The organism is Photorhabdus sp. RM323S (assembly GCF_042879375.1).
Lineage (GTDB): Bacteria > Pseudomonadota > Gammaproteobacteria > Enterobacterales > Enterobacteriaceae > Photorhabdus > Photorhabdus tasmaniensis.
In genome coordinates this window covers 139,901-155,931 of record NZ_JBHFKZ010000002.1, presented here as the reverse complement: position 1 = coordinate 155,931, position 16,031 = coordinate 139,901, and the positions used below count along the sequence as shown (strand labels likewise).

Annotated in this window: 17 protein-coding genes; 12 read left to right on the top strand and 5 right to left on the bottom strand. The window is 41.8% G+C overall.

Features of this window, described 5'->3' with window-relative positions; all coding sequences use genetic code 11:
* Window positions 1-133: 133 nt before the first annotated feature.
* Window positions 134-499, bottom strand: a complete 366-nt coding sequence (locus ACGF7G_RS01770; protein WP_387463134.1) for a hypothetical protein — start codon at window positions 497-499, stop codon at window positions 134-136.
* A gap of 64 nt (window positions 500-563) precedes the next feature.
* On the opposite strand from ACGF7G_RS01770, the gene ACGF7G_RS01765 reads away from it, so the two are divergent.
* From ACGF7G_RS01765 to ACGF7G_RS01710, 12 genes are all read left to right on the top strand, one after another.
* A complete protein-coding gene (locus ACGF7G_RS01765; protein ID WP_387463132.1) occupies window positions 564-713 on the top strand; it encodes a hypothetical protein in 150 nt (49 codons plus the stop codon).
* Between the two features lie 270 nt (window positions 714-983).
* Window positions 984-2,156 carry a phage tail sheath protein gene (locus tag ACGF7G_RS01760; protein ID WP_387463131.1) on the top strand — a complete coding sequence of 391 codons (1,173 nt, stop codon included), beginning with the start codon at window positions 984-986 and terminating at the stop codon, window positions 2,154-2,156.
* Between the two features lie 10 nt (window positions 2,157-2,166).
* Entirely contained in the window at window positions 2,167-2,682 is a 516-nt protein-coding gene (locus ACGF7G_RS01755; RefSeq protein ID WP_387463130.1) for a phage major tail tube protein, read from the top strand.
* Window positions 2,683-2,708: 26 nt separating this feature from the next.
* On the top strand, window positions 2,709-3,026 hold the full coding sequence (locus ACGF7G_RS01750; RefSeq protein WP_387463128.1) for a phage tail assembly protein: 318 nt from the start codon (window positions 2,709-2,711) through the stop codon (window positions 3,024-3,026).
* A gap of 14 nt (window positions 3,027-3,040) precedes the next feature.
* The gene (locus ACGF7G_RS01745; protein ID WP_011144425.1) at window positions 3,041-3,160 is read left to right on the top strand and encodes a GpE family phage tail protein; all 120 of its coding nucleotides are present in this window, start codon (window positions 3,041-3,043) and stop codon (window positions 3,158-3,160) included.
* Window positions 3,153-5,573, top strand: a complete 2,421-nt coding sequence (locus ACGF7G_RS01740) for a phage tail tape measure protein (RefSeq protein WP_387463127.1) — start codon at window positions 3,153-3,155, stop codon at window positions 5,571-5,573. The genes ACGF7G_RS01745 and ACGF7G_RS01740 overlap by 8 nt, the downstream gene beginning before the upstream one ends.
* Before the next feature lie 2 nt (window positions 5,574-5,575).
* Window positions 5,576-6,040: a phage tail protein gene (locus tag ACGF7G_RS01735; RefSeq protein WP_133814101.1), complete on the top strand. Its 465-nt coding sequence runs from the start codon at window positions 5,576-5,578 to the stop codon at window positions 6,038-6,040.
* The gene (locus ACGF7G_RS01730; RefSeq protein WP_387463125.1) at window positions 6,037-7,122 is read left to right on the top strand and encodes a phage late control D family protein; all 1,086 of its coding nucleotides are present in this window, start codon (window positions 6,037-6,039) and stop codon (window positions 7,120-7,122) included. Before ACGF7G_RS01735 ends, ACGF7G_RS01730 begins: the two co-directional genes overlap by 4 nt.
* A 76-nt stretch (window positions 7,123-7,198) precedes the next feature.
* The gene (locus tag ACGF7G_RS01725; RefSeq protein ID WP_133814099.1) at window positions 7,199-7,420 is read left to right on the top strand and encodes an ogr/Delta-like zinc finger family protein; all 222 of its coding nucleotides are present in this window, start codon (window positions 7,199-7,201) and stop codon (window positions 7,418-7,420) included.
* A 202-nt stretch (window positions 7,421-7,622) separates the two neighbouring features.
* The gene (gene asd / locus ACGF7G_RS01720; RefSeq protein ID WP_387463197.1) at window positions 7,623-8,729 is read left to right on the top strand and encodes an aspartate-semialdehyde dehydrogenase; all 1,107 of its coding nucleotides are present in this window, start codon (window positions 7,623-7,625) and stop codon (window positions 8,727-8,729) included.
* A gap of 175 nt (window positions 8,730-8,904) precedes the next feature.
* On the top strand, window positions 8,905-9,180 hold the full coding sequence (locus ACGF7G_RS01715; protein ID WP_387463124.1) for a DUF4225 domain-containing protein: 276 nt from the start codon (window positions 8,905-8,907) through the stop codon (window positions 9,178-9,180).
* A 780-nt stretch (window positions 9,181-9,960) separates the two neighbouring features.
* Window positions 9,961-10,275 carry a hypothetical protein gene (locus ACGF7G_RS01710; RefSeq protein WP_387463122.1) on the top strand — a complete coding sequence of 105 codons (315 nt, stop codon included), beginning with the start codon at window positions 9,961-9,963 and terminating at the stop codon, window positions 10,273-10,275.
* A 488-nt stretch (window positions 10,276-10,763) separates the two neighbouring features.
* Here the strand turns inward: ACGF7G_RS01710 and ACGF7G_RS01705 are convergent, their stop codons facing one another.
* From ACGF7G_RS01705 to dnaN, 4 genes are all read right to left on the bottom strand, one after another.
* Window positions 10,764-11,243 (bottom strand): Hcp family type VI secretion system effector, encoded by a 480-nt coding sequence (locus ACGF7G_RS01705; protein ID WP_387463120.1) that lies wholly within the window; start codon window positions 11,241-11,243, stop codon window positions 10,764-10,766.
* A gap of 138 nt (window positions 11,244-11,381) precedes the next feature.
* Complete coding sequence (gene gyrB, locus ACGF7G_RS01700; protein WP_387463118.1) at window positions 11,382-13,796, bottom strand: DNA topoisomerase (ATP-hydrolyzing) subunit B; 2,415 nt, start codon at window positions 13,794-13,796, stop codon at window positions 11,382-11,384.
* 19 nt (window positions 13,797-13,815) lie between these two features.
* Entirely contained in the window at window positions 13,816-14,907 is a 1,092-nt protein-coding gene (gene recF / locus ACGF7G_RS01695; RefSeq protein WP_387463117.1) for a DNA replication/repair protein RecF, read from the bottom strand.
* Between the two features lie 21 nt (window positions 14,908-14,928).
* Complete coding sequence (gene dnaN, locus ACGF7G_RS01690) at window positions 14,929-16,029, bottom strand: DNA polymerase III subunit beta (protein ID WP_133814093.1); 1,101 nt, start codon at window positions 16,027-16,029, stop codon at window positions 14,929-14,931.
* Window positions 16,030-16,031: the final 2 nt, after the last annotated feature.

Genomic DNA, 16,031 nt, shown 5'->3' with positions numbered 1-16,031 from the left:
TGGTTAAGACCGGGTACCTATCCTATCCCCGGTCTCTCTTTCAGTTATGATAATGGTGGAGTTGGCCAGTCAATTTCAGTGCTTTTGAAGTATTAATCCAGTTAGCTATTCCATTCTTCGTTACTCAGAATGGTTAGTATCCGATAGCAATAATAAGTGGATAGCATAGACTCTGCTTTCCTGTACCAAACCATTGTGGGAATACTTTTACCGATGAATTTGTCCAAGAAGATACCTGAAATACTTGATCAGATAATTTGGTGTCATTACCTTTTGTCGAAGTTAGGGCTATTAAACACATAGTCGGAAAAGTGAGCGGAAACTGCAATGTCGGGTAGGTTACATCCTCAGTGTTACAAATTGGGCCAGTCATCCACTGAAATATCCAGTTCTTTTGCACACCATTAACCATCAAAGGAATATTTATGTAACCGTTAGAGTTTAATAAACCCTCAGCCTTAGCCAAATTCACCATTTCCACCAAACCAAGATTTTTCAAAATTCCCTAACCCGTGATAATTTCTATAAGAATAGTCTCTTGTTGGTATTATGCAGGATAATACATGACGAAGATTGGCTATATCCGGGTGTCAACAAATGACCAGAACGATGATTTGCAACGAAACATGTTGATAAGTATAAATTATGAGCGGATTTTTGCGGGTAAAATCAACGAAAAACAGCTAATAGACAAGGTTCAAAACGGATTTTAAAGCAGCTTAAAAATGATGATACTTTAGTTGCTTGGAAACGGGATCGAATTGATAGACCCTTGCTGACAAGGGAATGTGAGTTGGAATAGACAGGTGTTGATTTACCGCGCTTTATTTCCCGCTATTTATAAATGTTTAGATTGGAATTTCCATAAAAAACAATAAATTAACTAATGTTATTTGTATCATCTTCCATACATTTCCTATCGAATGATTTAATAACTCAGATACCTCAACATAGCGGAACACCTTAACAGGAGAACCGCTAATATGGCACAAGATTATCATCACGGCGTCCGTGTACTTGAAATTAATGAAGGTACACGTACCATCACCACAGTTAGCACCGCTATTGTTGGTATGGTGTGTACTGGTCCTGATGCAGACGAAAAAACTTTTCCATTAAACACTCCGGTCTTGATTACTGATGTTTCTATGGCTGTTGGCAAGGCGGGTAAAACCGGCACATTGCCTCAAGCACTTAAAGCTATCGCAGACCAGGCTAAACCCGTTACTGTTGTTGTCCGTGTGGCACAAGGTGAAACGGAAGATCAAACCACCAGCAACATCATTGGTACTACGACTAATGAAGGTAAGAAAACCGGTATACAGGCTCTGTTGGCGGCACAAAGCCAATTGGGTGTGAAACCGCGTATTCTTGGGGTTCCTGGGCTGGACACAAAAGCTGTTGCTACTGAGTTGGCAACTATCGCACAGAAACTAAGAGCAATGGCTTATATCAGTGCCTATGGTTGTAAGACTATCTCGGAAGTTATTAAATATAAAGAAAACTTCGGTCAGCGCGAACTGATGTTGATTTGGCCTGATTTCCTGAGTTGGGACACTGTTTCTAACAGTGAGGCTATCGCTTATGCTACTGCCCGTGCCCTAGGTCTGCGCGCAAAAATTGATGAAGAAACCGGTTGGCACAAAACATTGTCTAACATTGGTGTCAATGGTGTGACTGGTCTTTCCGCAGACGTTTTCTGGGATCTTCAAGATCCAGCCACTGATGCTGGTCTACTGAACGAAAATGGCATCACCACACTTATCCGTAAAAACGGCTTCCGCTTCTGGGGCTCTCGTACTTGCGCCAGTGATCCACTGTTCCAGTTTGAAAGTTACACCCGTACCGCTCAGGTACTGGCTGACACTATGGCTGAAGCACATATGTGGGCGATCGATAAACCACTAACTCCATCGCTGGTACGAGACATTATAGAAGGTGTTAATGCCAAGTTCCGTGAATTGAAATCCGGGGGTTACATCATCGACGGCCAGTGCTGGTATGACGAAAGCGCCAATGATAAAGACACTCTGAAAGCGGGCAAATTAACCCTCGATTACGACTACACACCTGTACCACCACTGGAAAACATGATGTTACGCCAGCGTATTACAGATCGTTACCTGATGGATTTCGCGAAAAGCATAAACGGCTAAGGGGGCACAGATGGCATTACCACGCAAACTTAAATACCTGAACTTGTTTAATGACGGCAATAACTATCAGGGAATAGTAGAAGAACTGACTCTGCCTAAGCTGAGCCGTAAACTGGAAGCTTATCGTGGCGGTGGTATGAATGGCAGCGCAATGGTGGACTTAGGTCTGGATGACGGTGCATTGGATGTTGAATTTACTCTGGGAGGTATGGAAGCTCAGCATTATCGGCAGTGGGGGCTGACTAAAGCCGATGGCGTAATGTTGCGTTTTGCAGGTTCCTGTCAGCGCGATGATACCAGCGATGTGATTGCTGTTGAGGTCGTGATGCGTGGCCGCTTCCATGAGTTTGATCACGGTACTTATAAGCAAGGGGATAACACTCAGACTAAAATCAGCGCTAAAAACACCTATTTCAAATTGACATGGGATGGTGAAGTTCTGATCGAAGTGGATACCGTTAACATGGTTGAAGTGGTTAATGGTGAGGATCGTCTGGCAGATCATCGCCGCGCTATGGGTCTTTAATCTAATCGGATAAACAAGGTTGAACCATGACAGAAACACTCATTACTCAAAACGACGAGCAGCGCACAATCGTATTAGAAGAACCACTTGCACGTGGTGGTAGCAACATCACTGAGGTGGTGGTTCGCAAACCTAACAGTGGGGCGCTGCGTGGTGCTCGGCTACAGGCTTTACTGGAGATGGATGTGGACTCAATGATATTAGTTTTGCCACGCGTTACCACTCCCGCTCTCACTAAAAGTGACCTGTTGGCAATGACACCCGGCGATCTGATTAATCTCAGTGTTGAGGTGGTCAATTTTTTGTTACCGAAGTCGGCCAAGTCCGGTTTCCAGACCGACTAACCGTAGATGAACTGGTGGCAGATATTGCTACCGTTTTCCACTGGTCTCCGGCAGTAACAGATGAAATGTCACTGCCGGAATTATTGGACTGGCGACATCGGGCCATCTTACGAAGTGGTGCAGAAAATGAATAATACACAGTCACAGCTTAAATTTGTCATGCAGTCCGTTAATAAGCTGACCAACGCTTTGAAATCCGCACAGAGGAGTAATAAAAATTTGGTGGATGCCATCCGGCAAAACCGTGGTGAACTCAAGCTATTAAATCAGACTTGTAAAGTGATTAAATCTTATTCTGCTCCTGAATATGCGCAGGAAACTGCGCATACTAGTAGCAAAAAAGAAGAAAATCATGGTGGAAACCGTTATAGCAAAATCAAAGAGTTTCGTGATCGTATTAGCCAACATGGCGCTAATGCAAAATCGGCGGGCATTAAAGTACTGACAACCAGCAAAAATTTTCTGATGCCGGGTTACGATCTTAATGCTCAAATGTCCAAGATTCAGGCACAAACTAATATTGAAAAAAATTCTCCTGAATATGCCATGTTGCTCAATCAAAGTCGTGAGCTAAGTAAAAGAACAGGGATTTCTGCCAGTCAGATTGCACAGGGGCAAAGCTTGTATGCCTCTGCGGGTTATTCTCCTGAACAGATAAAGAATATGATGCCTGGCTCGGTGTTAATGTCACAGGCAAGCGGTACAGATTTTGCTGCTGTGGTTGATATTGGTACCCATGTATTGGAAGGATTCAAATTACAATCCGAAGAGATGAGTCATGTTAGTGATGTTTTAACAGCAACGTTCACGGGTTCAAAAACGACGTTGGCGGCATTGGGTGACACCATGAAATTTGTCGCGCCCGCGGCTGTTGCTTTGGGGGTTGATATTGAAACCGTTGCTGCGGCTACAAGAAAGCTGAGTGACGCCAATATTAAAGGAAGTGAAGCTGGAGAGGCTCTGAGCCGTGTACTAGGACGATTGGCTGAACCACCTAAAGTTGCCGCCGCCGCATTGAAACAACTCGATATTAAAACCCGTGATGCTAAAGGTAATTTACGGCAATTACCGGACATCCTTGCTGAACTGGATAGTAAAACCCGGTCAATGAATAGCGAGCAACGTACGAGTTATTTCACGGCAATTGGTGGTGAAAATACATCTCCAGCTTTGGATGTGCTGGTGAATCAAGCAGGACAGGGAGGATTACAGGCTTTTATCGCCGAACTAAAAAGTGCTCAAGGTGAATCTCAAAAAGTGGCATCTGTAATGACTAATAACCTCACCGGTGATATCCAAAAGCTTAATGCCGCCTGGAGTGATCTGGGGGTACAGATGTTTTCCGGCGTAGAAGGTCCTTTAAGGGGAGTGACTCAGCAAGTAACAAATGTGGTCAATAAAGTCGGTGAGTGGATGAAGGCCAACCCACGTTTGGCTGCAATGCTTGCGACTATCACGATGGTAGTCGGAGGGATGTTAACTGTTTTCGGCGCATTGGCACAGGCGATCGCTTCAATATTACTTCCATTAGCTGTAGCGAAATATAGCCTTACTCTCTTTGGTAGTACTGGTGTGAGAGCGCTGGGGTTTGTCGGCAATGCGCTGAAAATGTTGGGAAGTACTATGATGATTGTTGGTCGCCTGATGATGGCTAACCCAATCCTCGCCATTATTGGTTTGATTTCTATGGCGGCTGTTTATATTTGGCAAAACTGGGAAACATTGGGGCCGAAATTTTCTCAGCTTTGGGAAAATATCAAAACCAATCTAAGTGAGAAATGGGAATCTATTAAACAGAGTGTTCTGCAAACCTGGGAGAATATTAAAACTAATATCAGTAATGCCTGGGAATCCGTTAAACAGAACACATTGGAAACTTGGGAAAATATTAGAATATCGATTTCGGATAAGTGGAATGAAATTATTACCGGTATAATGAATTTGCCCAATCAGTTTAAAGAGTTTGGCATCGAGATAGTTAATGGTTTGCTGGATGGGATTAATGAAAAATGGGAAGCGTTGAAAAAGAAATTGACTTCATTGTCTGATTATATTCCTGACTGGATGCGGCCATGGGAAGATGCTTCAAAAGGCGTCAGTAATAATATGAATCCTAATGTCAGTTCAATTCTGCCTAAACATGACAGAGGGGGAATTATTCCCGTTGGAGGATTTGGTATTGTTGGCGAATACGGACCAGAGATTGTCGCAGGGCCTGTCAATGTCATTAGCCGACGGCAGACTGCCAGACTTGCTGCTGCTGCCGCATTTTCGTTAAGCGTGATGGCACCCTCTGTGGCTGCTAGAACAGCACCGTTGCATACTCAGAGTTTACCGGCTCATGCTTATTCACAGATTCAGGAAAAGGTGGACAGACGCCAAATACAGTACCGCAATGAATCGCCGGTCTATCATATAAATATCTATGGTGCACCGGGGCAATCTGCGCAGGATATTGCCGCAATGGTTAGGCGCGAACTGGATGATCGGGAACGTAAACAGCAAGCTCGTTTACGCAGTTCATTCTCTGATAGAGGAGAATTCTAATTATGATGGCTGCACTGGGTTTATTTGTTTTTATGTTAAAAACGACGCCATATCAGAGTCTGCAACATCAACAGTCATGGCGACATGCTTTTAATAGCCGTATCGGGATACGGCCTGCTTGGCAATTTTTGGGACCAGATAATGACACTATGACACTTTCCGGCTCGTTATATCCCGAAATTACAGGTGGTCGTTTGTCATTGGTGGCTTTACAAGTTATGGCTGATAGCGGTAAAGCGTGGTCCTTTATAGATGGCAGTGGCACGATTTACGGCATGTTTGTGATTGAAAGTATTGATCAGACAAAAACTGAATTTATGTCGGATGGTGCTGCGCGCAAAATTGATTTCACTTTAACATTACGGCGAGTTGATAGTGCTCTGGGTGAAATGTTCGGTGATCTTCAGGATCAATTCTCAATGATTACAGACAATTTGGCAGGTAGAGTCAGGGAGGTATTGCCATGATGTCTGAATTTGACTGGGTTACCGAAAAGGGCAATACACCGGCATTTCTTCTGGAAATTGATAATAAAGATATCAGTGGGCGCATTCAATCGCGCCTAATATCACTGACGATGACGGATAATCGCGGTTTTGAGGCCGATCAGCTTGATATTGAATTGGATGATGCCGATGGCACCTTGATGCTGCCTTCCCGAGGTAATGTGATTTCATTGGCATTGGGTTGGCAGGGGCAATCATTGATTGGTAAAGGACGTTTTACTGTGGATGAAATTGGGCACAGTGGAGCGCCGGATAAATTAACTATCCGCGCCCGTAGTGCTGATTTCCGTGAATCTCTCAATATGAGACGTGAAAAATCTTATCATGAGAAAACGATTGGTGAGATTGTTCATACTATTGCTGCCAGAAATAACCTTACTGCTGATTTACATGAGGATATAGCGAAGGTATTTATTAATCATATTGATCAGACTAATGAGTCTGATGGTAGTTTTCTTACTCGCTTGGCGAAACAGGAAGGAGCAATTGCCTCAGTAAAAAATGGCAAGTTGATATTCATTCGGCAAGGGCAGAATAAAACAGCCAGCGGTGAGGTTATCCCTGCATTAGTGATCACGCGTCAGTCAGGGGACAGCCACAATTTTACTCTCTCTGACCGTGAGGCTTATACCGGTGTGGTGGCAAACTGGCTGAATACCCGTAAGCCAGAGGAAAAACATACTGTAGCCATTGAACGAAAAAGCCAAAAAAATTCTGATAGATCAAATTCCTATCTGGTAGGCAGTAAAGATAACGTACTGGAACTTCCTCGTGTTTATGCTGATGAAGACAGCGCTAAACGTGCTGCAAAAGTTGTCTGGGAAAAAATGCAACGTGGGGCTGCGACATTTTCAATTCAACTGGCTCGGGGACGTGCCGATCTCTACCCTGAAATACCCATAAAAGTGACTGGTTTTAAACCAGAAATAGATGCTGCGGAATGGACATTAACGACGGTCATCCACACGATGAATGGATCGGGGGGAGGTTTTACAACAGCACTGACTCTGGAATTAAAAATTGATGATCTCGATATGAAATAATTATTTTTAAAATAAGACCTTATTGCTATATTGTTCGCATGATGAGAGCTCATGTTTTAGTTAAGGGTAGAGAAATATGATCAAGTGTCCTCTTTGTGGTAAAGCTGCTCATGCACGCAGTAGCTTTGAGCATTCTAGTCAGACAAAAGAACGTTATAACCAGTGTCAAAACATCAATTGTGGTGCAACTTTCGTTAGCCATGAAACGTTTGTCCGTTTTATTTCCAAGCCGGGTGAAGTGATAAGCGTTAAGCCACATCCCAAAGAAAAGCCTAAAACTCAACTGAATTTGGCTTGAAGATTAGAAGTGGGTTGCAGATGTGTGCCACCGATAATAGGTGGCTTTTATTGTGTGCCGGACTTGTTATGCACCTCAATTAACTACGTTGCTCAATATCTCGTGAATAGTGAATAAATTCACTTGCGTCCCCGGTCATATTTTGTCAGCTTTAGTGTAATCAGAATATCTTATCAACACTCACCAAAGCAGGACAATAATGATGAAAAATGTGGGTTTTATCGGCTGGCGCGGTATGGTTGGCTCAGTATTAATGCAACGTATGATTGAAGAACGGGATTTTGATATTATTCATCCTGCATTCTTCACGACATCACAACATGGGCAGACTGCACCTGATTTTACCGGTCAACAGGGTACCTTACAGAATGCTTTCGATATTGAGGCTCTTAGTGTTCTGGACATTATTATTAGTTGTCAGGGTGGCGATTATACCAATGAGGTTTATCCGAAGTTAAGAGCAACGGGTTGGCAGGGATATTGGATTGATGCGTCATCAGCGCTGCGTATGAATGATGATTCCATCATTATTCTTGATCCGGTCAATCATGCTCATATTCAGGAAGGTCTTAATAAAGGTATAAAAACTTTTGTTGGTGGTAATTGTACTGTTAGCTTAATGCTGATGTCTCTGGGCGGTTTGTTTGCTAATGATTTGGTTGAATGGGCTTCTGTTGCGACTTATCAGGCAGCTTCTGGTGCCGGTGCCCGTCATATGCGCGAATTACTGGTTCAGATGGGTTCTTTGCATACTCAGGTAGCAAAAGAGTTGCAAGATCCGGCATCTGCTATCCTGGATATTGAAAGAAAGGTAACAGATTTCACCCGTAGCGGTTCTTTACCAACAGACCAATTTGGTGTACCACTGGCAGGTAGTTTGATCCCATGGATTGATAAACAGCTTGATAACGGCCAGAGCCGTGAAGAGTGGAAAGGGCAGGCAGAAACCAACAAGATCCTCAATACCGGTAATAAGATTATTACCGTTGATGGCTTGTGTGTACGTATCGGCGCTTTACGTTGCCACAGCCAAGCATTTACTTTGAAATTGAAAAAAGATATTCCGATTCCTGAAATTGAGCAATTACTGGCTGCGCATAATGACTGGGTAACAGTGATCCCAAATGATCGTGAGCTGAGTATGCGGGAATTGACCCCGGCAGCGGTAACAGGCACGTTGAATACTCCTGTGGGGCGCTTACGCAAGTTGAATATGGGCCCGGAATATTTATCTGCTTTTACAGTAGGTGACCAATTGTTGTGGGGAGCAGCAGAGCCTCTGCGTCGTATGCTACGTATTCTGGTTTAATCATTTTAATCTATTTAGTTATGTAAAAATCCACTCGTTATTCGGGTGGATTTCTCTATATAGCATTTGATGGTTTTGTTGGTTGTTTCTTTATTGGTTTATTTTTGTTATATTTCATAAATTATATTTATGGTTTGTATCTGCCTGGTAAATCATTTTTATGGAGATGACGGGAATGGAACAAGATAAGCTACTGAGTTTAAAAGTAAGAGAATTAAGAGAGCTGGCAAGAACGTTATCTTTTCGCTATATCAGTCATAGTAAAATTAAATATGGCGTTTTTAGAAAAGTCTTGAAGCCAAGGGAAAAATCCTGGAGCTTATTTAGAAATATCAATAATGATTTTACCAGAGGGTGGAAAGAAATGGATATAATTAGCTTATCAACAGAAGTTACTGCTGATTCTTATACTGCTTGGGGTATTTATAAAATACAAAAGGAAAAAGAATAATGGATTATAATGATATTATTATTTCAACTAAATCATCATGGCTAGATATATTGTATTATTATGTTTTATCTATTCTTATATTATTTTTTTGTTTATTATGAAAAGAATTGTAGAAGAAAATAGTAATAATGTTTTTATTGTTTTTGGTGTTATTTCTGTTCTTATATTATCTAGCATTCAGATAATTTTAACAGGATATGAATACGATATACCGCATTTTATTAACTTTAAAAGTGAAAGTATAAAATTTGGTGGTTTCATATTTTCAATATTATATATTTTTTTGATTCCAAGTAAGTACTCTAAATAAATTTTTTTATAAATGGATATTTTAGCCTATATGTAAAGAAAAGTATTTTTCAACATTAAGTATAGAAGTGGCAGTTGATGGTGTTACTCTTTGGAGTGTTTATAAGATAATAGAAGAAGAGAAATAATATGAGTCAAGAATTAATTATATCTACCCAATCATCTGATCTTGATTTTTTATTATATTTTTTATTTATGATGATTTCTTCTATATTTTTCTTATTTTTTAAAAAATACACAGAAAGTAAAAAAAGTATTTTTATATTTATAGTTAATCTTTTGTTTTTGTTTTCTTTTTGCACAGATCAATTAATTATATCTAAATTCGGTTATTCCTTGATTCCACCATTTAGGTTTTTAAATTTAAATTATGAGGTAATAAGAATAGGTGCGGTGATATTTTCAATTTTAATCATGATAATGTTCCCGCGAAAATTTAAATATTCATACTGACCTCTAATGGTAATAATAATGAATTATATCGATGTTACAATTTCCACTCAATCTACTTGGCAGGATATTTTTCTGTACTATCTTTTATCATTAGCACTTTTGTTTTTTCTTTTTTTCATGAAAATGACCATAGAGAAAAGAAGAAGTTATATTCTCTCTGTTCTTGGTTTTTTTATTATAGTAATGTTAGGCTCAATTCAATTGTTTATTGTTAAATATGGTGGTTATCATGAGATTATATCAATGTTTATTAATTTAAATAGTGAGGTAATTAGAGTGGGTAGTGTAATGTTTTCTATTTTATATGCTTGCATGTTGCCAAAAAAATATTGAAATTATTTTTAGATCAGATTCTTATGAAATTAATTTGTTAATGGGTAGGATAAGCTTAAAATAACTATTTGATTACTGAAAAAATTATAATATTCTATTTTGAGTATTTGTTTATTAAGATAGGAAAAAATATGGATTATATCGATGTTATAATTTCTACCAAACCAACTTGGTGGGATATTTCTCTTTATTACATTATGTCTTTAGTTGTTTTTATCTCATTTTATTTTATAAAAAAGATTGTGGACAAAAAAGTAATTATATTTTGTCTGTTTTTATTTCTATTTTAATAATTATATTTGGTTATATACAACTATTTGTTGTTGGCCTTAATGAACACTATGATTTTATATCGAAATTCATTAATTTAAATAGTGAAGAGATTAAAATAGGAAGTATGATATTCTCTATTTTATATGCTTTGGTCCTACCGAGAAAAGTTCATTAATGAAACAAGGCGTGAAATTAAAACGTCTTGTTTCGCTCTTTTAATAAATTCTGTCATCCCAAATACTATAACTGCCAGTACCTGCGATAAGGTGATTCCAGGTAATGTTTGTATATTTTAACGAAATACTTTCCTGTGGTGGAAGCTCATTATGATTCAATGAATGCAGATGTAAAACACTTATCTCAGTGATTGTGGCACCAGTGATCTTTATATTGTAATAACGTTCTTGAGCACCATTTGAATTAGTTCGGTAAAAATCAATAGAGCATTCAAGAGACTCATTATCCGAAATAGCAACACCAAGTAATGGTGATGATTTGTCGATGGGTTTTTGGATAACAATGGGTTGATGATCGACGTTTTGAGCCCGTGTTATCGCATGGCTTAGGCTATAAACTAATATCTGATCGAAGTGGTTTGCTTGATATTTATTACCAATAGAATCAACAGAAGAACATCCAGCTGATATTAACCCTTGTTTTTTTCCCTTCACCGTCATGTAAATCATATCAGCCATATTATATCCTTAGATTATATTTAAGTTATGTTTTACAGAAACATTAGATAAATTACACTTTATTGGTTATAAATAACAGATAAAAAAACGCTCATAGAGAATAAATATGAGCGCTTTGGAGATTGTCAAGAATAGCAATTAGATATCAATATTGGCCGCTTTCAGAGCGTTCTCTTCAATAAATGCACGACGAGGTTCAACAGCATCACCCATCAGGGTTGTGAACAGTTGATCAGTTGCAATAGCATCTTTTACTGTCACACGCATCATACGGCGGGTTTCCGGGTTCATGGTTGTTTCCCATAACTGCTCAGGGTTCATTTCTCCCAGACCTTTGTAACGTTGTATGGACAGACCACGACGTGACTCTTTGGTTAACCAGTTCAGAGCCTGCTCAAAATCAGAGACAGGTTGGCGGCGTTCACCACGCTCAATATAAGCGTCTTCTTCGATCAAATTGGCAAGTTTGTCGCCCAATTGGGTAATACGATGATATTCACCACCGTGGACAAAATCGAAGTCCAGTAAATAGTCAGTATCAACACCATGTGTACGAACACACAGAACGGGTTCGTGCATTTGGCGCTCACGATTTTCATGGAGGCGATAGCTGTAGCTGCTGCTGTTTTGTTCACGGTCATTCAGACGAGTGACCAACGTTTTAATCCATTCTTCAACTTTGACCTTATCAGACAGCTTTTCTTCGGTTAGCTTTGGATGATAAATCAGATTGTTTAATAAACTTAGTGGGTACAGGCGCTCCATACGTTTAATGATTTTCTGCACGCCATTGAATTCTGTCACTAGTTTTTCCAGTGGTTCCCCTTTCAGGGCTGGGGCGTGTTTGCTGGTGTAAAGTGATGCGCCATCCAATGCAATGGACAGTTGGTACTCATCCATCGCTTCATCATCTTTAATGTATTGTTCTTGTTTGCCTTTTTTCACTTTATACAGTGGCGGTTGCGCAATAAATACATGACCACGTTCAATGATTTCTGGCATTTGACGATAGAAGAAAGTCAGCAACAGAGTACGGATATGAGAACCATCGACATCCGCATCCGTCATGATGATAATACTGTGATAACGCAGCTTATCCGGGTTGTATTCGTCACGGCCAATACCGCAACCTAACGCAGTGATCAAGGTTGCGACTTCCTGAGAAGAGAGCATCTTATCGAAACGCGCTTTTTCAACGTTCAGGATTTTACCTTTCAGTGGCAAGATTGCCTGATTTTTACGGTTACGCCCCTGTTTTGCGGAACCGCCCGCAGAGTCCCCTTCCACTAAGTAGAGTTCGGACAGCGCAGGGTCACGCTCCTGGCAATCTGCCAGTTTGCCAGGCAGACCGGCCAGATCAAGCGCTCCTTTGCGACGTGTCATTTCGCGTGCTTTACGAGCTGCTTCACGAGCGCGGGCCGCGTCGATAATTTTGCCGACGACGGTTTTGGCGTCATTTGGATTTTCCAGCAGGTATTCCACCAGCTTCTCGTTCATCAGTGTTTCAACTGCTGTTTTCACTTCGGAAGAAACCAGTTTGTCTTTGGTCTGAGAAGAGAATTTTGGATCAGGGACTTTAACGGAAATAACCGCGACCAAACCCTCACGGGCATCATCACCGGTGGCACTGACTTTAGATTTCTTGTTATACCCTTCTTTGTCCATATAGCTGTTGAGGGTACGGGTCATTGCGGTACGGAAACCCACTAAGTGAGTACCGCCATCACGTTGCGGGATGTTGTTGGTAAAGCAGTAAATATTTTCCTGGAAACCATCGTTCCACTGCAAGGCAACTTCAACACCGATGCTATCTTTTTCTGTTGAAAAATAGAAAACATTGGGATGGATTGGTGTTTTGTTTTTATTTAAGAATTCAACAAACGCTTTAATACCACCTTCATAATGGAAGTGATCTTCAATATTGGTGCGCTTATCAAGCAAGCGGATAGATACACCTGAATTCAGAAAGGACAGTTCACGCAGACGTTTAGCCAGAATGTCGTGCTGGAATTCAGTGTTGTTACTGAAAGTATCCATGCTCGGCCAAAAGCGGACACGAGTACCAGTCTGTTCGGTTTCACCGACAACTTTTAGTGGGCTTTGCGGCACACCAAGGTGATAAGTCTGTTCATGAACTTTGCCATCACGGCGGATAACCAGTTCCAGCTTTTCAGACAAGGCGTTAACAACAGAAACCCCTACGCCGTGCAAGCCGCCGGAAACTTTATAAGAGTTATCATCGAATTTCCCCCCCGCGTGCAGCACCGTCATAATAACTTCGGCTGCTGAAACACCTTCTTCTTCGTGTATACCGGTAGGGATACCGCGGCCATCATCCTGTACGGAGACAGAGTTATCAGCATGGATAGTGACGATAACTTCACTACAGTGGCCTGCGAGGGCTTCGTCGATAGCGTTGTCGACAACCTCGAAGACCATGTGGTGTAAGCCGGTACCATCGTCTGTATCACCGATATACATGCCCGGACGTTTACGAACCGCATCCAGCCCTTTTAATACCTTGATACTTGAGGAGTCATATGTATTCGACATCAACGTTTCTCGCTCATTTTTAATCCTGTGGTTGAACCTCTATTTTGCCATTTTCCACGCGAAACATCCTGCTATTTCCATCAAGCATATCGGTTACCTGACCAGGGCTTATCGCACTAACAAAGACCTGAGCTTGCGTGGATTTTAGACGTTCGGCCAGTAACTGACGGCGGCCGGCATCCAGTTCGGAGGCAAAATCATCAAGCAGATACAGACATTGTTGTCCGCTCTGTCGGGTGAAATATTCACCCTGTGCTAGCCGCAGTGCACACATCAGCAATTTTAATTGACCGCGGGATAACATATCTTCTACTGGCGTTCCTTCTGCACGGATGCGCAGATCTGCCTTATGTGGGCCGGAAGCCGTGTAGGTTAATGCTCTGTCACGCTCAAACTGGCGTTCCAGTAATTCAGCGTAATCACTCTCTTTGTCCCATCCCTGTTGGAAAGAGAAACTCAATATAAATTCGGGTAAGAACTGTTTACAGGTATCAGCAATATCCTGAGTGATGTTTGTAACATATTCAGTTCGCCACTGGTTTATCTGATTAGCCAGGGGCGCTAGTTCTTGATCCCAGGGCCGTATCTGGCTGTAGCGAGTAACTTGTCGCAGTGCTGCATTGCGTTGTTTAAGCAGCCGTTTCAAGTTTACCCAGGCAGAAAAAAAACGTGGCTCATTGTGGAAACAACCCCAGTCAATAAAGGCCCGGCGATACTTTGGCCCGCCATTTAACAGGGTGAATCCTTCCGGGGTAATAAGCTGCATAGGCAGCATCTTGGCGAGTTCTGAAATTTTACCACCATCATTGCCATCAATTCTGACTTTGCTATCGCCATGACGGTTTTTGCTCAGACCGATAGACAGTTCCCGTTCATTCTTCTGTTGTCCTAGTCGTCCATGCAAAACAAATTCATCACAGTTATGGCGGATGACTCGCCCAGCCTGAATGCTGCGGAAAGAGCGCCCGTGACCCAGAGTATAAATCGCTTCCAGTACACTGGTTTTGCCGCTGCCATTAGAACCAACCAGAAAATTAAATCCGGTAGCCAGAGGCAAATCTGCGGCGGCGATATTACGAAAATCGCGGATAAGTAAACGCGTAAGAGTCATATACCTGAAATGTAAATCCGGTTACAGGCGCATTGGCATCACGACATAAGCCGCATTGTGGTTGGCACAGTCTTCTATCTGAACACTGGAAATAGCGTCGGTCAGCAGTAAACGAACCTCTTCACATCTTAATGTGTTGAGTACGTCCAGAACATAACTGACATTAAAGCCTATTTCCATTTCAGTACCTTGATAGCTGACATCGACAATCTCTTCGGCTTCTTCCTGTTCAGGGTTATTTGCTGTGATTTTTAGCTGGTTCTCACTAAAATAGAGGCGAACTCCGCGGAATTTCTCATTAGAGAGAATTGCCGCACGTGAAAAAGCCTGTTTCAGCATATCGCAACTGGCTTCCAGGGTTTTATCCGGGCTTTTCGGTAATACGCGGCGATAATCAGGGAAACGCCCATCGACCAGTTTAGAGGTGAAAATAAAGTCGCCAACGTGGGCACGAATATTGTTACTGCCGATTTGTAACTGTAACGGCGTATCGCCGCCATCCAGTAATCTCATCAGCTCAATAACGCCTTTACGTGGCACGATCACCGAATGGGAAGGCAGATTTTGACCAATTCCCATAGAGCAGACTGCCAGACGGTGACCATCCGTTGCCACTGTCCGCAGTTCTTCGCCTTCGGTTTCAAACAACATACCGTTGAGGTAATAGCGGACGTCCTGATGAGCCATTGAGAACTGCGTCGATTCAATAAGACGTTTCAGTGTGGCTTGTGGCAGCGAAAATTCCACTTCACTTTGCCAGTCGTCAAGATTTGGAAAATCAGCAGCGGGCAATGTAGAAAGCGAAAAACGACTGCGGCCGGAGCGTACCAGCAGGCGGTCTCCATCCAGTTCCACACTGATTTCGGCACCATCCGGCAAACCGCGCCAGATATCAAAGAATTTACGTGCCGGTACAGTGGTTGCACCTGCTTCGTGTGGCAATGAAAGCGCGACACGCGCCATCATTTCCATTTCTAAATCTGTGCCGGTCAACAATAGAGAACCTTCTGTGACCTGTAATAATAAATTACCCAGAATCGGCAGAGTAGGGCGCCCGCCCAGTGGGCTGCTGACCTGTTGCAGTGGTTTTAACAATTGCTCACGTTCGATGATAAATTTCATAG

Bases quoted from the DNA above. Each gene is read 5' to 3' on its own strand.
- gyrB (WP_387463118.1), bottom strand. From the start codon at position 13,796: ATGTCGAATACATATGACTCCTCAAGTATCAAGGTATTAAAAGGGCTG.
- ACGF7G_RS01725 (WP_133814099.1), top strand. From the start codon at position 7,199: ATGATCAAGTGTCCTCTTTGTGGTAAAGCTGCTCATGCACGCAGTAGC.
- recF (WP_387463117.1), bottom strand. From the start codon at position 14,907: ATGACTCTTACGCGTTTACTTATCCGCGATTTTCGTAATATCGCCGCC.
- ACGF7G_RS01705 (WP_387463120.1), bottom strand. From the start codon at position 11,243: ATGGCTGATATGATTTACATGACGGTGAAGGGAAAAAAACAAGGGTTA.
- ACGF7G_RS01715 (WP_387463124.1), top strand. From the start codon at position 8,905: ATGGAACAAGATAAGCTACTGAGTTTAAAAGTAAGAGAATTAAGAGAG.
- ACGF7G_RS01730 (WP_387463125.1), top strand. From the start codon at position 6,037: ATGATGTCTGAATTTGACTGGGTTACCGAAAAGGGCAATACACCGGCA.
- asd (WP_387463197.1), top strand. From the start codon at position 7,623: ATGAAAAATGTGGGTTTTATCGGCTGGCGCGGTATGGTTGGCTCAGTA.
- ACGF7G_RS01710 (WP_387463122.1), top strand. From the start codon at position 9,961: ATGAATTATATCGATGTTACAATTTCCACTCAATCTACTTGGCAGGAT.
- ACGF7G_RS01765 (WP_387463132.1), top strand. From the start codon at position 564: ATGACGAAGATTGGCTATATCCGGGTGTCAACAAATGACCAGAACGAT.
- ACGF7G_RS01740 (WP_387463127.1), top strand. From the start codon at position 3,153: ATGAATAATACACAGTCACAGCTTAAATTTGTCATGCAGTCCGTTAAT.
- ACGF7G_RS01760 (WP_387463131.1), top strand. From the start codon at position 984: ATGGCACAAGATTATCATCACGGCGTCCGTGTACTTGAAATTAATGAA.
- ACGF7G_RS01750 (WP_387463128.1), top strand. From the start codon at position 2,709: ATGACAGAAACACTCATTACTCAAAACGACGAGCAGCGCACAATCGTA.
- ACGF7G_RS01755 (WP_387463130.1), top strand. From the start codon at position 2,167: ATGGCATTACCACGCAAACTTAAATACCTGAACTTGTTTAATGACGGC.
- ACGF7G_RS01735 (WP_133814101.1), top strand. From the start codon at position 5,576: ATGATGGCTGCACTGGGTTTATTTGTTTTTATGTTAAAAACGACGCCA.
- dnaN (WP_133814093.1), bottom strand. From the start codon at position 16,029: ATGAAATTTATCATCGAACGTGAGCAATTGTTAAAACCACTGCAACAG.